The organism is Streptomyces sp. NPDC012794 (genome assembly GCF_042901085.1).
GTDB lineage: Bacteria > Actinomycetota > Actinomycetes > Streptomycetales > Streptomycetaceae > Streptomyces.
The window spans coordinates 308,304-325,360 of record NZ_JBIBCI010000006.1; the positions used below are offsets into that span (position 1 = coordinate 308,304).

Here is a 17,057-nt window from a genome sequence, read left to right on the forward strand (position 1 = left end):
GGGCCCGGGCGCCGCTGCGCCCGGGCGGCCGGGACGCCCGTCAGGGTGACGCCGGACCCGGACCCCAACCGGGACCCGGCCCCGGGCCCGGCGCCTGCGCGGGCTGGGCGGCCATGACCAGGGCCGCCGCGAGGTGCTCCTTGCGCATCCGCTGGTCGACGTACAGCAGCGAGACCGCGAGCTGGGGGTAGACCATCTGGAACAGCGCGCTGACCACGACGCCGGCCAGCAGGCAGACGGAGTACACGACGACTCCGAAGACCAGCGGTGCGACGTCCCCGCCGCCCGCACCGGCGCCCAGCAGGGCGGGGAACAGCGCGAGGACGCCCACCAGGCCGAACGGCATCTGGATGGTGTAACCCCCGATCATCCCGATGGCGTACGCGAGAAGGGTGATGCCGAAGACGCGCCACCAGCTGTCGCCGACCAGCCGGGCCGAGCGCCGCAGTGCGTCGACGGGGCCGAGCCCCTCGAACACCGCCGTGGCGGGCGCGAGGCTGAACCGCGTCATGAGCCAGACCGCCACCGGCATCCACGCCAGGGCGCCCGCGATGACCAGCAGGAAGGCGGCCGGCGGGCCGGATCCGTCCCAGGTCGTGAGGGCGAGCGGGAAACCGATCGCGTAGATCAGGAGAACCGGCCCGCCCGCGATCAGCCCGATCAGCAAAACGACGCCGAGCACCGAAGGCATCCGGGACCAGCTGCGGCGCCACATCGAGCGGAAGGTGGCGGTGCGGCCGAGCACGGCCTCCTGCACCACCGCCGGGCACAGGGCGCCGATCACCGCCGTGCCGGCCAGCATCACGAACATCAGCAGCAGGCCCCCGGGCAGCAGGGCCAGAACCACGTCCGTGACCTCCGCGCCGTCGGGCCGCTGTCCCGGCGCGGGGTCGAAGACCGCGGAGAAGCTGTCGGGCAAGGCCAGGACCGCGATCACCACCGCGGCGATCGCCAGCAGGAATCCGGTGCCCTGTACCGCGAGCACGACGCCGACCAGCGGCTTCCAGTACCGGCGCAAGGCCGTGAAGGCGCCGCCGATCATCTCGCCCACGTCGAGCGGACGCAGGGGTATGACCCCCGGCTGCGGAGCCGGCGGGATCCAGCCCCCTGCCCACTGCGGCGCGGAATGGCCGGGGTGCGGACCCCACCCGGCGTTGTACGACATCACTGTTCCCCCTTTTGAGCTGGAGGAACAAGGTATCCCGGCGGGTCCCGCACGGGAGCGGGGTGTCCGCCGGGCGGGACGACGGTCCCGCCCGGGCGGGCTTCCCCACCCGGGCGGGACCGTCGGGACGCGGCCGGGGCCGCGCCGCCGTCAGGCGTTGACGCAGACGTTGCCGGCCGCCGGGTTGACCAGGCCGATGAGGTTGATGCTGTTGCCGCACGCGTTGACCGGGATGTGGATCGGCACCTGGACGACGTTGCCGGACAGGACGCCCGGGGAGCCGACGGCGAGGCCGTTGGCGTTGGCGTCGGCGACGGCGGAACCGCCGGCGCCCAGAATGCCGGCCGCGGCCAGGACGGTGGCGGCGATCGCAGTTCGAATGCGCATGTCACTCCAAGGTAGATGACGGAACGTCGAAGCAGGATCACACCGCTTGTGAGTGCCTGGAGCCCGGCATTCACCTGACCAACGGCGTGTTACGTCACCAACGGCGACCGGGGCGGCCGGCCGGCGCGGCGGTTCGTACCGCCCGGCCGAGTGCCGTATAGTTGATCTCGAGCTCGCCGCCGTGGAACACGGTGGGGGGACAGGCGTTGGTGGTCCAAGGAAAGACACCCCACTTCCCGTGGGGGAATGCAGGTGCAAGGCCTGCCCAGCGCTCGATCAAGGCCCCGGCCTCCTCACGGAGGCCGGGGCCTTCGCGTACGTGCGGGGCGTAGGGCGGATCGCCCCGGCCGTGGTCAGACCTCGCCCCGCCAGGCACCCGTCTCGACCCCGCGCGACTCGATGAACAGCTTGAACCTCTTGAGGTCCCCGGCCACTTGGCGCTTGACGAAGCCCAGCTTGTCGGCAGCGTTCTCGGCCAGTCCCTCGGGCACCCAGTTCATGTGCAGGACGACCTTGGTGGTGCTCGCGTCGATCGGCTGGAAGACGACCAGTCCGGCCTGCCGGGTCTCCCCGTCCACCGTCATCCACGCGACGCGCTGGTCCGGGAGCTGCTCGGTGATCCGCGCGTCGAACTCGCGCTGCACACCGTTCACGTTCGTCACCCAGTGGGTGAGCGTGTCGCTCCGCTGCTCGACGCGTTCGACGCCCTCCATGAAGGCGGGGAAGTCCTCGAACTGCGTCCACTGGTTGTAGGCCGTACGTACCGGAACGTTGACCTCGACGTACTCCTCGACATGCGACATGTGCACCCCTTCCCTGTCCCCGGCAGCCCCGCACCCCTCGGTGCCGGTCGCTCCGTCAGGACGTCCACGGCCCCGGGTACCCACCCTCGCCAGGCCCATGCGCCGGCCCCCGCCGGCGCCGTGAGGGTGTCGGCTCCCGAGGTCGGGGCAGGGGCGTGGAGGTCCGTGACGTCGCCGTCCACATCCGCCGAGGAGATGAATGAACGCCGCTCTCCGCCCGCTTGCCGTCCTGGCCGCCGCGATCCTGCTGACGGGCGCGGCCGGCTGGGCCGTCGACCTGCTGCTGCGCCGGGCCGACGCACGTCACCCCGAAACACCCCTGTGGCACTCGCTGCGCCGCTGCCGTCCGGCCTTGCAGATCGTGCTCCTGGCCGCGCTGCTCAGAGGGGCGCTCCAGCAGACCGCGTGGCGGCCGCTCCAGGAACACGAGGCCGTCGTGGGCCGCGTCCTCTCCCTCGCCCTGATCGGAGCCGGTGCCTGGCTCGTTGTGGGCGTGGCCTCGGCCGTCGTCGAATCCGCGTACGCCCGCTACGCCACCGGCACCCGAGACCCGGCCAGGGTCCGCCGGGTGCGCACGCAGGTGACCCTGATCATGCGGGTCGTGACCGCCGTCGTCGTGGTCGTCGCGGCCGCGGCGATGCTGCTGACCTTCCCGAGCTTCCGCGCACTGGGCACCTCGGTGCTCGCGTCCGCCGGGATCATCGGCATCGTCGCGGGCGTCGCCGCCCAGTCCACCCTGGGCAACCTCTTCGCCGGCTTCCAAATCGCCTTCGGCGACATGGTGCGCATCGGGGACACGGTCGTGGTCGCGGGCGAATGGGGTGTGGTGGAGGACATCACGCTGACGTTCCTCGCCGTACGCACCTGGGACGAGCGCCGGATCACGATGCCCGTCTCGTACTTCACCACCCGCCCCTTCGAGAACTGGTCGCGCGGCGGCGTCCAGATGACCGGCACCGTCTTCCTCCACTGCGACCACGCCGCCCCCGTGGACCTCATACGGGACAAGGCGCACGAGATACTCACCCGGTGCCGGGAGTGGGACGGGCGCGGCTGGGACGTGGCGGTCACCGAGACGACCCCCTCCACCATGCTGGTACGCGTGATCGTCACGGCCAAGGACGCCGACGACCTGTGGACGGTGCGCTGTGCCGTCCGGGAACAGCTGATCGCCTGGCTGTCGGAGAAGCATCCGGAGGCCCTGCCCCGCGTCCTCCTCGCGCCGTCGCCGGGCGCGCCCGGGTTCGGCGAGGCGGAGCCCGGCGGGTGAGCGTGAGGCCAACATCCTTACCCCAGGGGCACGTTGGGGCGGCTCACGCATGCGGTAACGGCCGAGGGGCACACGCGGCTCATGACCGTACCCAAGACAGCCGTCCTCGTCCTGGACAGCGCCGAGCCCGAGGTCCTGGCCCGTTTCTACGCCGAACTGACCGGGGCCACGGCCGGCCCCGCGGAGGGAGACGGAGACCTCATCCTCGTCACCGGCCGCACGGGCGTCGTCCTCGGCGTCCGCCGAGACCCGGACCACACCCCGCCGAGCTGGCCGCCCCCGGGAGAGGCCCAGCGGGCCGAGCTGCGCATCCTCGTGGCGGAGCGGTCCCTCGACGAAGCCGAACGCGAGGCGGTGACCCTGGGGGCCCGCCCGCTGGCCGCCGAGGGCGGCGAGACCCGGCCGGGCAGCCGGACCACGCTGCGCCGCTACGCCGACCCGGCGGGCCACCCGTTCGTACTCGCCGCCCACGAAGGGCCGCCGGAGGGGTGAGCGGCGCGGCGCCGGAGGGACCGTACGCGGTGTCACGGCGGCGACCGGCCACCGGTGCGGTGAGGATCGGGGCATGGGCTTCCTCCTGCCGGTCCTCTTCGCACTGTTCGCGGCGTCCAGCAACGCGCTCGGGACCGTCCTCCAGCGGCGGGCGTCCCTCACCGTCCCGCAGAGCGAGGGATTCCGTTTGGGGCTCGTCCTCGACCTGCTGCGGCGGCCCGTGTGGCTCGGCGGGATCCTGGCGGTCATCGCGGCGGGCGCCGGACAGGCCGCGGCACTGGCCACGGGGCCCCTGGCCCTCGTACAGCCCCTCTTCGTGCTGGAACTGCCGCTCGCCCTGCTGATCTCCTCGGTGCTCGCCCGGAGCCCGCTGCCGCACACCCTGTGGCTCGCCGTGGCGGGAGTCGTGGCCGGGCTCGGCATCGTCCTGGCGGCCGCCGCGCCGACCGGGAACCGTACGCAGGTCCCGTTCGGCCGCTGGGTCCTGGCACTGGTGGCGTGCGCCGCGGCGGTGGCCGCCCTGGCCGCGGCCGGACTGCGGCGGCCGCCCGGCCGGATGCGGGCCGGCTGCCTCGGCGCGGCCACCGCCGTCTGCTACGCCATCACGGCGGCCCTGATGAAGTCGGCCGTGCACACACTCGACGACGGCGGTGCGGGCGCGTTCCTGACGGCCTGGCAGACCTACGCCTTCGCCCTGACCGGCGTCTGCGCCCTGCTGCTCCTCGGACACGCCATGCAGGGCGGCCCGCTGGTCGCCTCGCAGCCCGCGCTCACCCTCGGCGACGCCGGCGTCGGCATCGCGCTGGGCGTCCTGCTGTACGAGGAGCACCTGCGGGCCCACTGGTGGCTGGTCCCGCAGTTCCTGGGCCTGGCCGTGATCTGCGCGGGCGTACTGGCCCTGGCCAGGGTCGCCACCCCGCCCGACACCGGCACCCCGTAAGAAAACATGCCTGCTCCTGGGTCCGTCTCGGTTATCTTGCCTCGTTCTGAACAGGCCAGGGAGGTCCCACACATGAGCAGTGCCACATCGTCGTCCTTGCCCGAGCGGATCGAGCTCACGGGCGAGGGGCTCGTCCTGCGTGACTGGACGGAGGCGGACCTGGCCGCGATGCCGGAGCTGTTCGACCACCCGGACATCGCGTACTGGACGCCGATCGTCTCGCCCTTCGACGAGGCGGCCGCGCGGACACGGCTGGTACGGGCCCGGCAGCTGCGGCAGGAGGGCACGACCGTCCTGCTCGCCATCACCGTCGACGGCGGCGCGGCGCTCGGCGAGATCATGCTGCGGCGCGCCCCCGAGGGCATGGAGATCGGCTACGCGGTCGGCCCCGCGCACCGGGGCCGAGGACTGGCGGCACGGGCGGTACGGGTGATGGCCGCGTACGCGTTCGAGCAGCTGGGCGCGGAGCAGGTCATCCTCGAACTGGAGGCGGAGAACGCCGCCAGCGTCTCCGTGGCGCGGAAGGCCGGTTTCGGCCTGCTCGACGTACCGCTGATCAAGGGTGAGGAGAAGGGGCGGCCGTTCGTCCTGCAGACGTGGGGCCTCAACCGCCCCTCGTAGACCTCCCGCCACGCACGCCACGGTGACCGGCCCGGTCCGCCGGGCGGCGCGTTCACGTCCGCGCGGGGCATTCGAGGGCGGACCGCGGCCGGCACGGCCGGCCCCCGGATGCGGCGCGGCCGGTCAGCCGGTGATCGAGAAGAAGATCGAGCCGTCCTCGGCCCACCACCAGGCGCCCTGCCCCCCGTTCCACTCCGAGGCCCAGCCGTCGAGGGCCTTGACGAGCTCCTCCAGGTCGTACCGGAGATCGGAGTCGATCCGGTCCAGCACCGCCCGGTAGGCCTCGACCGCGGGCCCGGCCTTCGCCAGCGGCCAGCATCCGATCTCCGGTGAGCCTTCCAGGGGGTGAGGGATGCGGAAGGGGATCTCCGAGGGCGGGCCGCTGAAGACGTACTGGTACGGCAGCAGGTCCGCCGGGACGCCTTCCGCGCTCAGCGCGGCGTCCAGAGCCGAGAAGTACGTGACCGGGCTGCGGTAACTCGCCAGGGTGGAGCTGTCGCTCGCGTTGTGGTCGATGATGATCTGGAGGGCCGCGTAGTAGGCGCACCCGGCGTAGTCGGCGGAGGATTCGGCGCGGCCGGCTATCAGTTCCTCCAGTGCGTCCGGGACCGGCAGACCCCAGTCCACGCCCTGGCGGTCGAGATCGGCCTGACGCGCCCGTGCCCTGGCCCGCATGTTCTCGAGGCGTCGCGATTCGTCGGCGGTCAGGTCCAGGGCGGGCACGAAGCGCAGCACCTCGCCGCGGTTCGCCATGCTGTAGTTCACTACCTTGCTCATGGGGGGCATGCTGCCAAAAGGCACTGACACCCCCGGCGGCAGGGACCGCTTCGCGGCTGTGTGGACGTGTCCCTTCGCGATGGGGACACCCGCACCCGGACCGGCCAACTGTTCAAGATCCGTTAGTCTGTTCGGCATTCGCGGTGCGCTCACGCGCCGCGCGGAGCAGGGGCAGGACCGGGGGAGCAGCGAGTGAGCACGGCCAGGCCGCAGGTGGGCGCCGACGGGGGCGGAATCCTCGCCACGGCGAACGAGTTCTTCCACACCTGCATGGGCGACCACGCCCCCGGACCGGACGAACGCCCGCACGACAGGCTCATCAGCGGGATGCGGCTCGGAAGGACGCTCCTCGGCATGGTCGCCGCGGTGTGGCTCGTCGTGGCCTACCCGCTGAGTTCGGGCCGGGAGGAGTTCGTCCTCGGCAAACTCGTCGAACTCGGCATCGCCTGCGCCGTTCTGCTCGCGGGGAGCGTCATCGGCATCACCGCCTTCCTCGCCGCGGGCACCCCGGACCGGCGCCGCGCCTTCGCCCGCCGGCTGCTGGGACCGCTCGTGTCCATGCTGGCGCTCGCCCTGGGCCCCGCCGTGACCTGGCTGTCCCTCAGGACCGTCAAGGGCGAACTCGTCGGCGGAGAAGACCTGATGGACTTCTTCTCCGCGATCGTCGGCCGCGGGATCCTCTGCTCGCTGCTCAGTTTCGTCGTACTCGTCATCGGCTGGCTGATCGGCATCGCCCTGCTGATCGCCTCGGTCCCGTACACGATCGTCACGGCCTACGTCTGCGTCACCACCTGCTTCCGCGCCTCCGACGTCCACCAGTTGCTCCCCGCCCTGCTCTCGCCGCTGCTGGTGTGGTCGCTCTTCGCCTTCCAGGTCTTCAACGGCCCGGACGTCGCCGCACCCCCGGAGGTGCTGTACACGTTCCTCCTCGGCGGCCCCCTGTCGGTGACCGCGCTCTCGGTCTGGGAGGTGCGCCGCCTGCGCGGCCGGTACGGGATCACCCTGCGCCGGGCCCTGGGCCGCTGATCCTGAGCCGTGGACGACCGGTCCACGCGGCGTGACCACTCCGAACGTGTCTGGGACAACGGCGCCGTACGGGGCAGACGCCCGGAAGGGGAGCGCGACCGCGCTCCCGGACCGGAGGGCTGATCATGCAATCGACTTCTGGTGGGAGCGGGGTCCGCAGCGGCGCCTCCCGGACCGGGATCGTCGCCGCCGCCCGGGCGGGGCTGGCCACGCGGGGGGTCCTGTACGTCCTGATCGGCGCGATCGCCCTGCGCATCGCGTTCGGCCAGGACCCGGGGCGGCAGGCGGACCGGCAGGGAGCGCTCGCCGGACTGGCGGCCGGGCCCCTGGGCCGGCTCCTGATCTGGGCCGTCGCCATCGGCCTGGTCGGGATGACCCTGTGGCGCCTGTCGGAAGCGGTCTTCGGCGGGGCCGGGTCCGACGGGCGCAAGGCCGGCAAACGGCTGGCGGCGGCCTTCCGGGCGGTCTTCTACGCCGTGGTCGCGGCGTCCGTGTTCGCCTTCGCGGCCGGGCAGGGCGGCGGGAAGTCCAGCGACGAGCAGTCGCGCGACGCCACCGCGAGCGTCCTCGAGTGGCCCGGCGGCCGTTGGCTGGTCGGTCTGGTGGGACTCGCCGTCGCCGTCGGCGGAGTCGTGATCGCGGTGTCGGCGGTGCGGCGCACGTTCCGCGACGACCTGGAGGTGCCCTCGCGGCCGGGCTGGCTGAACGGTGTCGTCGAGGCGCTCGGCGTGGCCGGCGGCCTCGCCCGGGGCGCCCTGTTCGCGGGTGTGGGCGGGTGTGCGCTCTACGCGGCGGTGGAGTACGACCCCGGCAAGGCCAAGGGCATCGACGACACCCTGCGCGCCTTCGCCGACACCCCGGCGGGGCCGTGGCTGCTGGTCGTGGTGGCGGCGGGCCTGGTGCTGTTCGGCCTGTTCTCGTGGGCGATGGCCGCCTGGCGGCGGGTCTGACCGGCGCGCCCGTGCCGAAGCGCCCGGACCCGCGGCGGCGGATGCCCCGCGGGTCTCCGCGCCCAGCCCCCCGGCGCCGCCGCCGGCACCGCGGGGCCACCGGCGTGGCGAACCCGCCCGCCCGGCCCCTCGGCCGAGCCGGCCCGCGCACGGTCGCCCGTACGCCACCGATCGGCCCCCCGCGACGTGTCGTCGCGCCCCTCACCGGTCACGGCGTGCAACCGTCTCCCCATGACCGAAGGCTTGACACCTCACCTCTCCCCGGCGCGCATCACCGTCCTGGGCCTCCAACCCGGTACCCCGCCCTTCCGGATCGTCGAGCTCGACGGAGAGGTCGTCGGCCGCGCGGAGTCGATGACGGACGTGCTGCTGGTCGCCGCCGAGGCGGGGATCACCATCCATGACCTCGACGACCTGGACGAGGTCCGGTGGGTCGGCGGCGGCAAGTTCACCTGGACCCTGCACTGATCGGACGGGGCGGACGGCCCCGCCCGCTCCCGCCGGCCCGGTCCCGTCCTCCTCAGCGCCTGATGACGGCGTCGAGGGTCCGCGCCAGCGCGGCCTTGACCGCCGCGCGGTGGTGCAGGGCCACCGGCGCGGACGCGGGGTCCGGCCGCACCCCACGGTCAGCGAAGACGTAGAGCATCCGGAGCGTGCGCAGGCAGTTCGTCAGGTGCGCGGGGACCGGCGAGGGGACACGGTCCGAGCCGAAGCGGGCGGCGACCGGTTCGAGCCACGAGGTCGCGTCGCGCTCGCTCATGTCGTGCCGGGTCAGCACCCGGGCGAGCGCCCTCGCCAGCCGGTCGTCCTCCAGCTGGCCGAACACGTGGGCGGTGGGTGCCGTCAGCCGCGCGGCGGCGAGGTCCAGCATCCGTACCGGGTCCACCTCGGGACGGCATCCGAACCGGTTCAGCAGGTCAGCGCCGTGCGCCACCGCGTGCAGCCAGCCCAGCTCCTCGTCGTGGCCCCGCAGGTCCGTCTCCGCCGGATACCAGCGCTCGAAGGCGTCGACCCAGGCGGGCCTGAAGTCGCCCCCGGCCACGAGCATGTCGAGCACGAGAGGGGCGAAGGTACGGGCCTGGACCGCGGGATCGGTGAAGCGGGCGGCCATCTCGTCACCCAGTGCCAGCCGCCGGGGCGCGGGTATCACCCCGCGGGCTATCCAGGCCGCGAGGACGGAGTGCGGGGCCCCGTCCCGGATCCGCGGATCCGGATCCGCGAGGGCAGCCGACAGCAGCCGCACCATCTCTTCCATGGAGCGGCCGGCGGGCACCGCGCAGTCGGCGGCTTCGATCTCGGTCCAGTTGATCACGGCGCGCAGGATAGCCCGCCCAGGCCTGCCGCACCGCCCATTATCCCGGCCGGCTGCGGACCCGCACCGGCGCGCGCCCGGTGGGCCGTCCCGGGCGCACGCGACCGGCTTCCAGGGCCGGCGCCCGGGGTCAGGCGTCAGGCGCCTTCACCGAGGACGGTGCGGATCAACGCCCGCTGGTCGTCGGACAGGCACGGGTCCTGGACGTCGAGGACCTCGCCGTCGACGGTGATGCGGTAGTGGAAGCCGTCCGCCACCGAGGAGACGGCCCGGTTGGCGAGTTCTTCGAGCCGTGCAGCGTCCCGCCGGCCGGTGGTGTCGAGTGAGCGGAGCTTCTCGGCTCCGGTGAAGCCGCCGGTACGGGTGACCGTGATCAGCATGATCGTTCCTCCGGGTGCTGTGGGCCGGCGCGCGGTCCGCGCGCGGCGGCGTGCTGCCGCCGCTTCCCCGCGTGCCCCCGATGCCGGCCCGTTCCCGCCCGGCGGCCGGGAACGGCCGGAAAGCACCGCCCAGCGGCCGGTGGGGCGCGGTCGGGTCAGCGCTGGGGCACAGGCCGGCGGCCCCACGCCGTGAGCATCCCGGGGCCGAGCTCGGCCAGGCCGGGGGAGTCGAGGTAGGCGAGCGCCTCGTCGAAGACGGCCGGTTCCAGCCGGCCAGGGGCGAGGAGGTCCGTCCGCATCCGCTGCCAGGTCTCGCGCCAGAAGGCGGCGAGCGGGCCGTCCGGGGTCAGGGGCGGGCAGACCAGCTCCGCCGCGACCTCGGCCAGCCCGGCCGCGCGCAGCGCGTGCGGGTAGGAGCGCACGGCGGCGATGTCGGTGCCGATGGTCTCCGCCAGCGTCCGCCACATGGCGTCCAGGGTGCGGCGGTACGCGGAGCGCGCGTCGGCGGGGTCGGGCACGTCCGCCGCATCGCTGAGGACGAGGTACCCGCCGGGCTTGAGGCGCTTCGCGAGGCGGTCGACGAGGGCCCGGCGCTCGGGGAGGTGCATGAGGACGAACCGGGCGTGGACCAGGTCGAACGAGCCGGGCTCCGCCGCGTCGTCGAGCCGGGTCAGATCGCCGGCGAGCACCCGCAGCCGAGGTCCGGCGAGCGGGGTCAGCCGGCTGGTGTCACGGTCCAGGGCGACGACCTCGGCACCGGCCTCCTCGGCGAGCCAGCGTGCGACGGTGCCCGTACCGGCGCCGGCCTCCAGGCAGCGCCAGCCGGGACCGACGCCGAGATCGCGAAGCCGCTGCCGGGTGAGCGGGTCGTAGACGAGCGCCGCGTGGTCGATGCGCTCGCCCTCACCCGGCCGCCCGGGCGGGAAGAGGGCCTCGCCGTACCGGCCCGCCGGCTCCGGGCGCTCCTCGGGTGATGCTGCTGCCACCGTGACTCCTTCGACCGGGAGGCCCGTACCGGCCCGCCCCACGATCGCCCGGCGGCCCGCCGGGACGACGGCATTGGACCGGTCGGCGGCGCGCCCCGGCACCGCGCCCCAGGGGGTGTTCGGCGGATCACGGCCGGGGCCGGCCCGCGCCCGGCACCGCGGTCCCATGGCCCGCGTCTCCCGCTGGGAGGGGCCACCGCCGCGGTGGCTCCCTCCTCCGCCGTGCGATCCACGGCACCTGGGAGAGCACCGGGCTTGACCGGCCCTGATCCGCCGGACCCCCCTGGTCACACCCCCGTGCCGACGGGGAGCTGGTCCCGGGTCCCGTGAGCCGTCCGTCACCCCGCCCCCGCGGCGCTCCGCCGCGCGGTGAGCAGCAGGTACTCCCACTCCATGGCCCCGTCCCGCAGGGCCCCGGCCGCCAGGTCGGCGAGGGCCCCGTCGAGGGCGGCGGTCCGCTCGGGATCGTCGGCGATGTTCCGGTAGACCGTGATCGTCGGCCCGTAGGAGGCCTTGAAGAACTCGCGGAACTCCTCCGGCTCCCCGAACGCCTCCACGCGGAGCGTCCGCCGGCGGGCGTCGACGTCGGTGACGCGGTCGCCCAGGAGCGTCCGTACGTGCTCCTCCCGCCCCCACAGCGGCGGCGGCTGCGCTCCCGGCGGGGGCGGAGGCGCGTACGGCTTCATGGCGGCGAACATCTGCCCGATGAACCCCTCCGGGGTCCAGCTGACGAGACCGATCGTGCCGCCGGGCCGGCAGACGCGCACCAGCTCGTCGGCGGCGGCCTGGTGGTGCGGGGCGAACATGACCCCGACGCAGGACATCACCGTGTCGAAGGTCCCGTCCTCGAACGGCAGCGCCTCCGCGTCCGCCTCCTGCCAGCTCAGCCGGGCGCCGCGCGCCGCGGCCTCCTGCCGACCCACGGCCAGCAGCTCGGGCGTGAGGTCGGAGGCCACCACCTCGCCGCCGGCCAGCGCGGCCGGGATCGAGGCGTTCCCCGACCCCGCGGCGACGTCCAGCACCCGGTCCCCCTCCTTCACCCCGCAGGCCTCCACCAGCACGGGCCCGAGAGGTGCCACGAGCCGTGTCGCGACCGCGGGGTAGTCGCCCAGTGCCCACATCGCCCGGTGCTTCGCCTTGAGCGCACGGTCGGCCTCGCGCGCGTCCGCCGTTTGGGTCATGCCACCCGCCTCCCTCGTCCGGACGGTCCGATGGCCGTCCCTTCGAGCATAGGAACCCCGCGGGTCACCGGCCCGGCGAGACCGTCACGGCTCCGATCGGGTGGAACCCGGGTGACCGAGGCCAGGGCACGAACACCGACAACGGCGGACCCGGCACCGACGTGTGCGAGAACCCCGGCACGGGCCCCGGCTGCCAGTGGCCCCGGCGGGTGCTGCCGGCCCCGGGAGCAGCCCGCCCCGCCGGCCGGGCGCCGGTTCCACCACACGCCCGCGGCCCCTCAGCCGCCGGCCAGCCGCCACGCGGCGAGGGCCAGCCTGGCCCGCATCAGTCCCGCCGGAGCGCTCAGGTCGAGGCCGAGGGCCCTGCCGATCTGCTCGATCCTGCGGGCCACGCTGCTGTGGTGCAGGTGGAGCAGGTCGGCCGCCCGGCGCAGGGACCCGGTGGCGCAGTAGGCGTCCAGCGTCTCCAGGTCCCCCGGACTGCCGGCCACGGCGGCGAGCGCCACGACATCGGGATTGCCGCGCAGCGTCTCCGGCGGCACCTCCGCCAGGAGCGCCAGCGCGCCCAGAGCGGCGTAGCGGACGACGGGTTCGCGCGGCGTGGCGAACCGCAGGGCGGTACGGGCCTCCTGCCACGCCCGGTCGGGCCTCCCGGCAGCGCCGACGCCCGCGCACACGCCCTCCGGGAACCGGTCGGGATCCAGGGCGGCGGCCAGGATGACGCCCACCCCGGCGAGCACCGCCCCCTTCACCGGCCGGCCCGGGCAGACGAGTCCGCCCACCCGGTCCAGCGGCAGCCGCTGCGACCGAACGGCGGCCACACGGACCGGCGGACCGGCGGCGAAGCCCAGGAGCCGCAGCGCCCGGGCCCTGGCCGCCTCGTCCGTGCCGGGGCTGATGACCAGCTCGACGAGGGCCGGGTCGGCCATGGTGGTACGGGCGGGCCCGTACCGTTCGACGGCGCCCGCCACGGCGATGGCGAGCCGCTCCAGCAGGACCTCGTCGAGCGGTCCGGCCGGCCCCGGCCGTTCCAGCCACACGGAGCCGATCTCCTCCTCGTCGAGCACGACGGGCGCCCCGCCGGACGCGGAGACGGCCCCCGGCGCCTGCGGGACCTCGCGGCCGTCGGACGTCACACGGATCGTCCGCCCCGTGCCGTGGAGCCGGATCCCGGCGACGCACTCCGCCAGGCCCGCGGAGGCCCGGGCGAGCGCCGCCAGGTCCACCCGCCGGCGCATCAGCGTGTCGTAGAACGCGACGATGCGGAGCGCCCCGTCGACGTACGGATCGAGTCCCGAGAGCCGTACGGCAAGTGCCTCCATACCGGCAGCATAGAAGGCCGGACCGGTGGACGCCGCCCGCCGACCGGCGCGCGATCGGGCCGCGATGCCCGACGGGCGGCGGACGACCCGGGCCCGCCGGGCCCGTGAGGATGTTCGCCATGGATCCCGAACTCGAAGCCTTCATACCCTTCTTCCCCCGGACCGACCTGAGCGACCCGGTCGCGGCCCGCGAGGCCTTCGCCGAACTGGCCACCGCGGTACCGGCACCGGACGCCGCGCACATGCGGGTCGAGGACCGCACCGTCCCGGCCGACCCGGACGTGCCCGTACGGATCTACCACCCGCACGGAGCCCGGGGCGCCCTCGTGTGGATGCACGGCGGCGGCTTCGTCATGGGCAACCTGGACACGGAGCACCCGTGGGCCAGCCGCATCGCCGCGGGCTCCGGCGCGGTGGTGATCTCGGTGGACTACCGTCTCGCCCCCGAACATCCCTTCCCCGCCGCCCTGGACGACGCCTACGCCGTACTGGCCTGGACGGCCGCACACGCCGCCGACCTCGGCATCGACCCGGCCCGCATCGCCGTCGGCGGACACAGCGCCGGCGCGAACCTCGCCGCCGCGGTGACGCTGCGGGCCCGCGACCAGGGGGGACCGGAGATCCGGTTCCAACTGCTCAACCAGCCGGGGCTCGACGACCGCCAGGACAGCTGGTCGGCGCTGAACTTCACCGACACGCCCTGGTTCTACCGGGACAAGTCCCTCGCGGGCTGGCGGCACTACCTGGGCGGGCGGCCCGCCACCCCGTACGCCGCGCCGGCCCGGGCGGCCGACCTGTCCGGCCTGCCCCCGGCCTACATCTCCACCGCGGAGTTCGACCCCAACCGCGACGAGGGCCTCGAGTACGGGCTGCGCCTGCTCCGGGCGGGCGTACCGGTCGAGATCCACCAGTGGCCCGGCACCTTCCACGGCTCGCAGGCCCTCCTGTCCGCCGAGGTCTCCCAGCGCCAGAACGCCGAACTCGGCGCCGTCCTGGGCCGTGCCCTCGCCGGCTGAAGCACCCGCCCCACCATCCGACAACCCCGAAAGGACCCGGACCTTGACGATCCGTCCCAAGTCCCGCACCCGCCTCGCCCTCTGCGCGGGCATGGCCCTGCTCACGACCGCCGTCGCGGCCCCCGCGGTGGCGGCACCCCCTCCCCACGGGACGACGCCCGCCGAGCTGAAGACGGCGATGGACGCCGTCCACCGGGCGGGAATCCCGGGGGTGTACGGAGAGGTGCGCGTCGACGGCCGGACCTGGCGCGGCGCCTCCGGAGTCGCCGACGTCACGACCGGACGCCCCGTCAGCCCGGACATGCGCCACCGCGTCGGCAGCGTCACCAAGACCTTCACCGCCGCGGCGGTCATGCAGCAGGTCGAGCGGGGCAGGATCCGGCTCGACGGGCCGATCGGCGACCACCTCCCCGACCTCGTGCCCGGAGAGCGCGGCAGGAAGATCACGGTGCGGATGCTGCTCAACCACACCAGCGGCCTTCCCGACTATGTCCGTTACGCCTTCCCCTCCCTGGCGGTCAACTCGCCCCAAAGCCTCGACGACAACCAGTTCCGGCGGTTCCGCCCGGCCGAACTGATCGAACTGGGGCTCGCGGCGCCCCCCACCGGCGAACCCGGCGGCCCGACGGGGGTGTACTCCAACACCAACTACCTCCTGCTCGGCCAACTCCTGGAACGGGTCACCGGCACCCCGGCCGAGGAGTACATCACCCGCCACGTCATCCGGCGCGCGGGACTGCGGCACACCGGGTTCCCGACGGGCCCGTACCTCGACGGCCCGCACGCGCGCATGTACGAGGCGGCCCACGGCCTCCTCGACCCGCCGCGCGACTACAGCGTCTACGACCCGTCCTGGGTCGGGACGGGCGCGGCCCTGGTGTCGACGATGGACGACCTCAACCGCTTCTACGCCAAACTCCTCGACGGCAGGATCGTCAGCCGTGCCTCGCTGGCGCAGATGCAGCGCACCATCCCGGTCCGTGCCCTGGACGGCACGACGGTCCAGTACGGCCTCGGCCTCCACAGGGTCACGGTCCCGGACTGCGGCACCTTCTGGGGCCACGACGGCTCGGCCTGGGGCGCCGGAACCATGTCCCTGACCCGCGACGACGGCAAGCGTCAGATGTCCGTCGCCTTCAACCTCCAGCGCTGGAACGCGCGGGACGCCTCGGGGAACCCGCTGCCGCACCCCATCGACGACGCCCTTTCCACGCTCTACGGCGAAGCGATGTGCGACGGGGCGGACACCGCGCGGGCCCAGCCGTCCACCCCCTGACGGACCCCGCCTCCGCCTCCGCGGTCAACCCGGCCGCGGAGGCGGCGGCCACCGGCAGACCCGTGTGATGTGGCTCACCACCCCACCTCCCGCACCGGCCCGTCGCCGAGGATGGCGACGGGAAGAGACGCGAACGAGGGAGCCGCCGCGGCGATGACCACCGACCCGAGCCTGAGCGCGATCATGGGCGAACGCACCGGCCTGATCAACCTGGCCTACCGGTTCCTCGGCTCCCTGGCCGAGGCCGAGGACGCCGTGCAGGAGACGTACGCACGCTGGTACGCCATGCCGCGGCACCAGCAGGAGGCCATCGAGTCGCCCGGTGCGTGGCTGACGAAGGTGGTGAGCCGCGTCTGTCTCGACGTACTCGGCTCGGCCCGGGCCCGCCGCGAGAGCTACGTGGGCCAGTGGGTTCCGGAGCCGCTGCCCGACCGTACCGAGTGGAAGAACGCCCGGTCCGCCGGGGCCGGCTGCGATCCGGCCGACCGGGTCACCCTGGACGAGTCGGTCGACATGGCCTTCCTCGTGGTACTCGAATCGATGACCCCGGCCGAGAGGGTCGCGTTCATCCTCCACGACGTCTTCCGCTACCCCTTCGCGGAGGTCGCCACGATCATCGGCCGCACCCCGGCGGCCTGCCGCCAACTGGCGTCATCGGCCCGCCGCCGCATCGGTACGGGACGCCCCCGCGCGGGTACGGCCGTTCGGCGGGCCGGCGTCATCAGGGACTTCAAGCAGGCCTGGGAGGCCAAGGACGTCGCGGCCCTCGTGGGCCTCCTCGACCCCGACGCCACGATGACCGCCGACGGCGGCGGTCTCGTCGGCGCGGTACTGCGTCCCGTCGTGGGCGCGGAGGCGATCGCCCGCCTCATCACCGGGATCGGGGGCAGGGCGGCGCCCGGCCCCACCCTCCTGGAACGGTCGGTCAACGGCCGCCCCGGGCTGGTGGCCCAGCACTCCGGCACCACCGTCACGGTGGCCGCGTTCGGGTTCACGGACGACCGGATCACCCACATCTGGGCGGTCCGCAACCCGGAGAAGCTACGGACGTGGAACCGAACGGTCCCGCCGGGCCGAGGACCGGAATCGCCACCTGACGGAGCGCCTAGTTCCGCACGCTCGGCGCTTCCGAGATGATGTGCGCCCGTCACTC

At 74.0% G+C, this 17,057-nt stretch carries 19 protein-coding genes; 10 read left to right on the top strand and 9 right to left on the bottom strand.

Annotated elements, in window-relative coordinates; genetic code table 11:
- Positions 1-40 precede the first annotated feature (40 nt).
- From ACFY7H_RS14765 to ACFY7H_RS14775, 3 genes are all read right to left on the bottom strand, one after another.
- A complete protein-coding gene (locus ACFY7H_RS14765; protein WP_388937967.1) occupies positions 41-1,165 on the bottom strand; it encodes a hypothetical protein in 1,125 nt (374 codons plus the stop codon).
- Between the two features lie 150 nt (positions 1,166-1,315).
- Positions 1,316-1,552, bottom strand: coding sequence for a chaplin (locus ACFY7H_RS14770; RefSeq protein WP_388937968.1), 237 nt, complete (start codon positions 1,550-1,552; stop codon positions 1,316-1,318).
- Between the two features lie 353 nt (positions 1,553-1,905).
- Complete coding sequence (locus tag ACFY7H_RS14775) at positions 1,906-2,355, bottom strand: SRPBCC family protein (RefSeq protein WP_388937970.1); 450 nt, start codon at positions 2,353-2,355, stop codon at positions 1,906-1,908.
- Between the two features lie 199 nt (positions 2,356-2,554).
- On the opposite strand from ACFY7H_RS14775, the gene ACFY7H_RS14780 reads away from it, so the two are divergent.
- The 4 genes from ACFY7H_RS14780 (at position 2,555) to ACFY7H_RS14795 (ending at position 5,678) form a co-directional block, all read left to right on the top strand.
- Positions 2,555-3,625 carry a mechanosensitive ion channel family protein gene (locus ACFY7H_RS14780; protein ID WP_388937972.1) on the top strand — a complete coding sequence of 357 codons (1,071 nt, stop codon included), beginning with the start codon at positions 2,555-2,557 and terminating at the stop codon, positions 3,623-3,625.
- Between the two features lie 81 nt (positions 3,626-3,706).
- Entirely contained in the window at positions 3,707-4,117 is a 411-nt protein-coding gene (locus ACFY7H_RS14785; protein WP_388937974.1) for a VOC family protein, read from the top strand.
- A 73-nt stretch (positions 4,118-4,190) separates the two neighbouring features.
- Positions 4,191-5,057 carry a DMT family transporter gene (locus ACFY7H_RS14790; RefSeq protein ID WP_388937975.1) on the top strand — a complete coding sequence of 289 codons (867 nt, stop codon included), beginning with the start codon at positions 4,191-4,193 and terminating at the stop codon, positions 5,055-5,057.
- A gap of 72 nt (positions 5,058-5,129) precedes the next feature.
- Complete coding sequence (locus tag ACFY7H_RS14795; protein ID WP_388937977.1) at positions 5,130-5,678, top strand: GNAT family N-acetyltransferase; 549 nt, start codon at positions 5,130-5,132, stop codon at positions 5,676-5,678.
- Positions 5,679-5,801: 123 nt separating this feature from the next.
- Here the strand turns inward: ACFY7H_RS14795 and ACFY7H_RS14800 are convergent, their stop codons facing one another.
- Positions 5,802-6,455 (bottom strand): hypothetical protein, encoded by a 654-nt coding sequence (locus tag ACFY7H_RS14800; protein WP_388937978.1) that lies wholly within the window; start codon positions 6,453-6,455, stop codon positions 5,802-5,804.
- 192 nt (positions 6,456-6,647) lie between these two features.
- On the opposite strand from ACFY7H_RS14800, the gene ACFY7H_RS14805 reads away from it, so the two are divergent.
- The 3 genes from ACFY7H_RS14805 to ACFY7H_RS14815 all read left to right on the top strand — a co-directional run bounded on the left by ACFY7H_RS14805 (position 6,648) and on the right by ACFY7H_RS14815 (position 8,899).
- On the top strand, positions 6,648-7,481 hold the full coding sequence (locus ACFY7H_RS14805; protein ID WP_388937980.1) for a hypothetical protein: 834 nt from the start codon (positions 6,648-6,650) through the stop codon (positions 7,479-7,481).
- Positions 7,482-7,606: 125 nt separating this feature from the next.
- Positions 7,607-8,431, top strand: a complete 825-nt coding sequence (locus ACFY7H_RS14810; protein ID WP_388937981.1) for a DUF1206 domain-containing protein — start codon at positions 7,607-7,609, stop codon at positions 8,429-8,431.
- Positions 8,432-8,662: 231 nt separating this feature from the next.
- Positions 8,663-8,899: a hypothetical protein gene (locus ACFY7H_RS14815; RefSeq protein WP_388937983.1), complete on the top strand. Its 237-nt coding sequence runs from the start codon at positions 8,663-8,665 to the stop codon at positions 8,897-8,899.
- Positions 8,900-8,951: 52 nt separating this feature from the next.
- Here ACFY7H_RS14815 and ACFY7H_RS14820 read toward each other — a convergent pair whose 3' ends face one another.
- From ACFY7H_RS14820 to ACFY7H_RS14840, 5 genes are all read right to left on the bottom strand, one after another.
- Positions 8,952-9,743, bottom strand: a complete 792-nt coding sequence (locus ACFY7H_RS14820; protein WP_388937985.1) for a DUF2785 domain-containing protein — start codon at positions 9,741-9,743, stop codon at positions 8,952-8,954.
- 137 nt (positions 9,744-9,880) lie between these two features.
- Positions 9,881-10,123, bottom strand: coding sequence for a protealysin inhibitor emfourin (locus ACFY7H_RS14825; protein ID WP_388937986.1), 243 nt, complete (start codon positions 10,121-10,123; stop codon positions 9,881-9,883).
- Between the two features lie 155 nt (positions 10,124-10,278).
- Positions 10,279-11,109 (bottom strand): class I SAM-dependent methyltransferase, encoded by an 831-nt coding sequence (locus tag ACFY7H_RS14830; protein WP_388937988.1) that lies wholly within the window; start codon positions 11,107-11,109, stop codon positions 10,279-10,281.
- 338 nt (positions 11,110-11,447) lie between these two features.
- Entirely contained in the window at positions 11,448-12,290 is an 843-nt protein-coding gene (locus ACFY7H_RS14835) for a class I SAM-dependent methyltransferase (protein ID WP_388937990.1), read from the bottom strand.
- Between the two features lie 278 nt (positions 12,291-12,568).
- Positions 12,569-13,612, bottom strand: coding sequence for a helix-turn-helix domain-containing protein (locus ACFY7H_RS14840; RefSeq protein ID WP_388937992.1), 1,044 nt, complete (start codon positions 13,610-13,612; stop codon positions 12,569-12,571).
- Positions 13,613-13,731: 119 nt separating this feature from the next.
- Between ACFY7H_RS14840 and ACFY7H_RS14845 the strand changes: the two genes are divergently transcribed.
- The 3 genes from ACFY7H_RS14845 (at position 13,732) to sigJ (ending at position 17,041) form a co-directional block, all read left to right on the top strand.
- Positions 13,732-14,628, top strand: coding sequence for an alpha/beta hydrolase (locus ACFY7H_RS14845; RefSeq protein ID WP_388937994.1), 897 nt, complete (start codon positions 13,732-13,734; stop codon positions 14,626-14,628).
- Between the two features lie 178 nt (positions 14,629-14,806).
- A complete protein-coding gene (locus ACFY7H_RS14850) occupies positions 14,807-15,904 on the top strand; it encodes a serine hydrolase domain-containing protein (protein WP_388938130.1) in 1,098 nt (365 codons plus the stop codon).
- A 153-nt stretch (positions 15,905-16,057) separates the two neighbouring features.
- Positions 16,058-17,041, top strand: coding sequence for an RNA polymerase sigma factor SigJ (sigJ, locus tag ACFY7H_RS14855; protein ID WP_388937996.1), 984 nt, complete (start codon positions 16,058-16,060; stop codon positions 17,039-17,041).
- The last annotated feature ends 16 nt before the right edge of the window (positions 17,042-17,057 follow it).

What these genes read in the sequence shown, in the direction of transcription:
- ACFY7H_RS14785 (WP_388937974.1), top strand. Translation starts at nt 3,707, where the DNA reads ATGACCGTACCCAAGACAGCCGTCCTCGTCCTGGACAGCGCCGAGCCC.
- ACFY7H_RS14800 (WP_388937978.1), bottom strand. Translation starts at nt 6,455, where the DNA reads ATGAGCAAGGTAGTGAACTACAGCATGGCGAACCGCGGCGAGGTGCTG.
- sigJ (WP_388937996.1), top strand. Translation starts at nt 16,058, where the DNA reads ATGACCACCGACCCGAGCCTGAGCGCGATCATGGGCGAACGCACCGGC.
- ACFY7H_RS14845 (WP_388937994.1), top strand. Translation starts at nt 13,732, where the DNA reads ATGGATCCCGAACTCGAAGCCTTCATACCCTTCTTCCCCCGGACCGAC.
- ACFY7H_RS14795 (WP_388937977.1), top strand. Translation starts at nt 5,130, where the DNA reads ATGAGCAGTGCCACATCGTCGTCCTTGCCCGAGCGGATCGAGCTCACG.
- ACFY7H_RS14770 (WP_388937968.1), bottom strand. Translation starts at nt 1,552, where the DNA reads ATGCGCATTCGAACTGCGATCGCCGCCACCGTCCTGGCCGCGGCCGGC.
- ACFY7H_RS14780 (WP_388937972.1), top strand. Translation starts at nt 2,555, where the DNA reads ATGAACGCCGCTCTCCGCCCGCTTGCCGTCCTGGCCGCCGCGATCCTG.
- ACFY7H_RS14815 (WP_388937983.1), top strand. Translation starts at nt 8,663, where the DNA reads ATGACCGAAGGCTTGACACCTCACCTCTCCCCGGCGCGCATCACCGTC.
- ACFY7H_RS14840 (WP_388937992.1), bottom strand. Translation starts at nt 13,612, where the DNA reads ATGGAGGCACTTGCCGTACGGCTCTCGGGACTCGATCCGTACGTCGAC.
- ACFY7H_RS14775 (WP_388937970.1), bottom strand. Translation starts at nt 2,355, where the DNA reads ATGTCGCATGTCGAGGAGTACGTCGAGGTCAACGTTCCGGTACGTACG.
- ACFY7H_RS14825 (WP_388937986.1), bottom strand. Translation starts at nt 10,123, where the DNA reads ATGCTGATCACGGTCACCCGTACCGGCGGCTTCACCGGAGCCGAGAAG.
- ACFY7H_RS14835 (WP_388937990.1), bottom strand. Translation starts at nt 12,290, where the DNA reads ATGACCCAAACGGCGGACGCGCGCGAGGCCGACCGTGCGCTCAAGGCG.
- ACFY7H_RS14790 (WP_388937975.1), top strand. Translation starts at nt 4,191, where the DNA reads ATGGGCTTCCTCCTGCCGGTCCTCTTCGCACTGTTCGCGGCGTCCAGC.
- ACFY7H_RS14765 (WP_388937967.1), bottom strand. Translation starts at nt 1,165, where the DNA reads ATGTCGTACAACGCCGGGTGGGGTCCGCACCCCGGCCATTCCGCGCCG.
- ACFY7H_RS14810 (WP_388937981.1), top strand. Translation starts at nt 7,607, where the DNA reads ATGCAATCGACTTCTGGTGGGAGCGGGGTCCGCAGCGGCGCCTCCCGG.
- ACFY7H_RS14850 (WP_388938130.1), top strand. Translation starts at nt 14,807, where the DNA reads ATGGACGCCGTCCACCGGGCGGGAATCCCGGGGGTGTACGGAGAGGTG.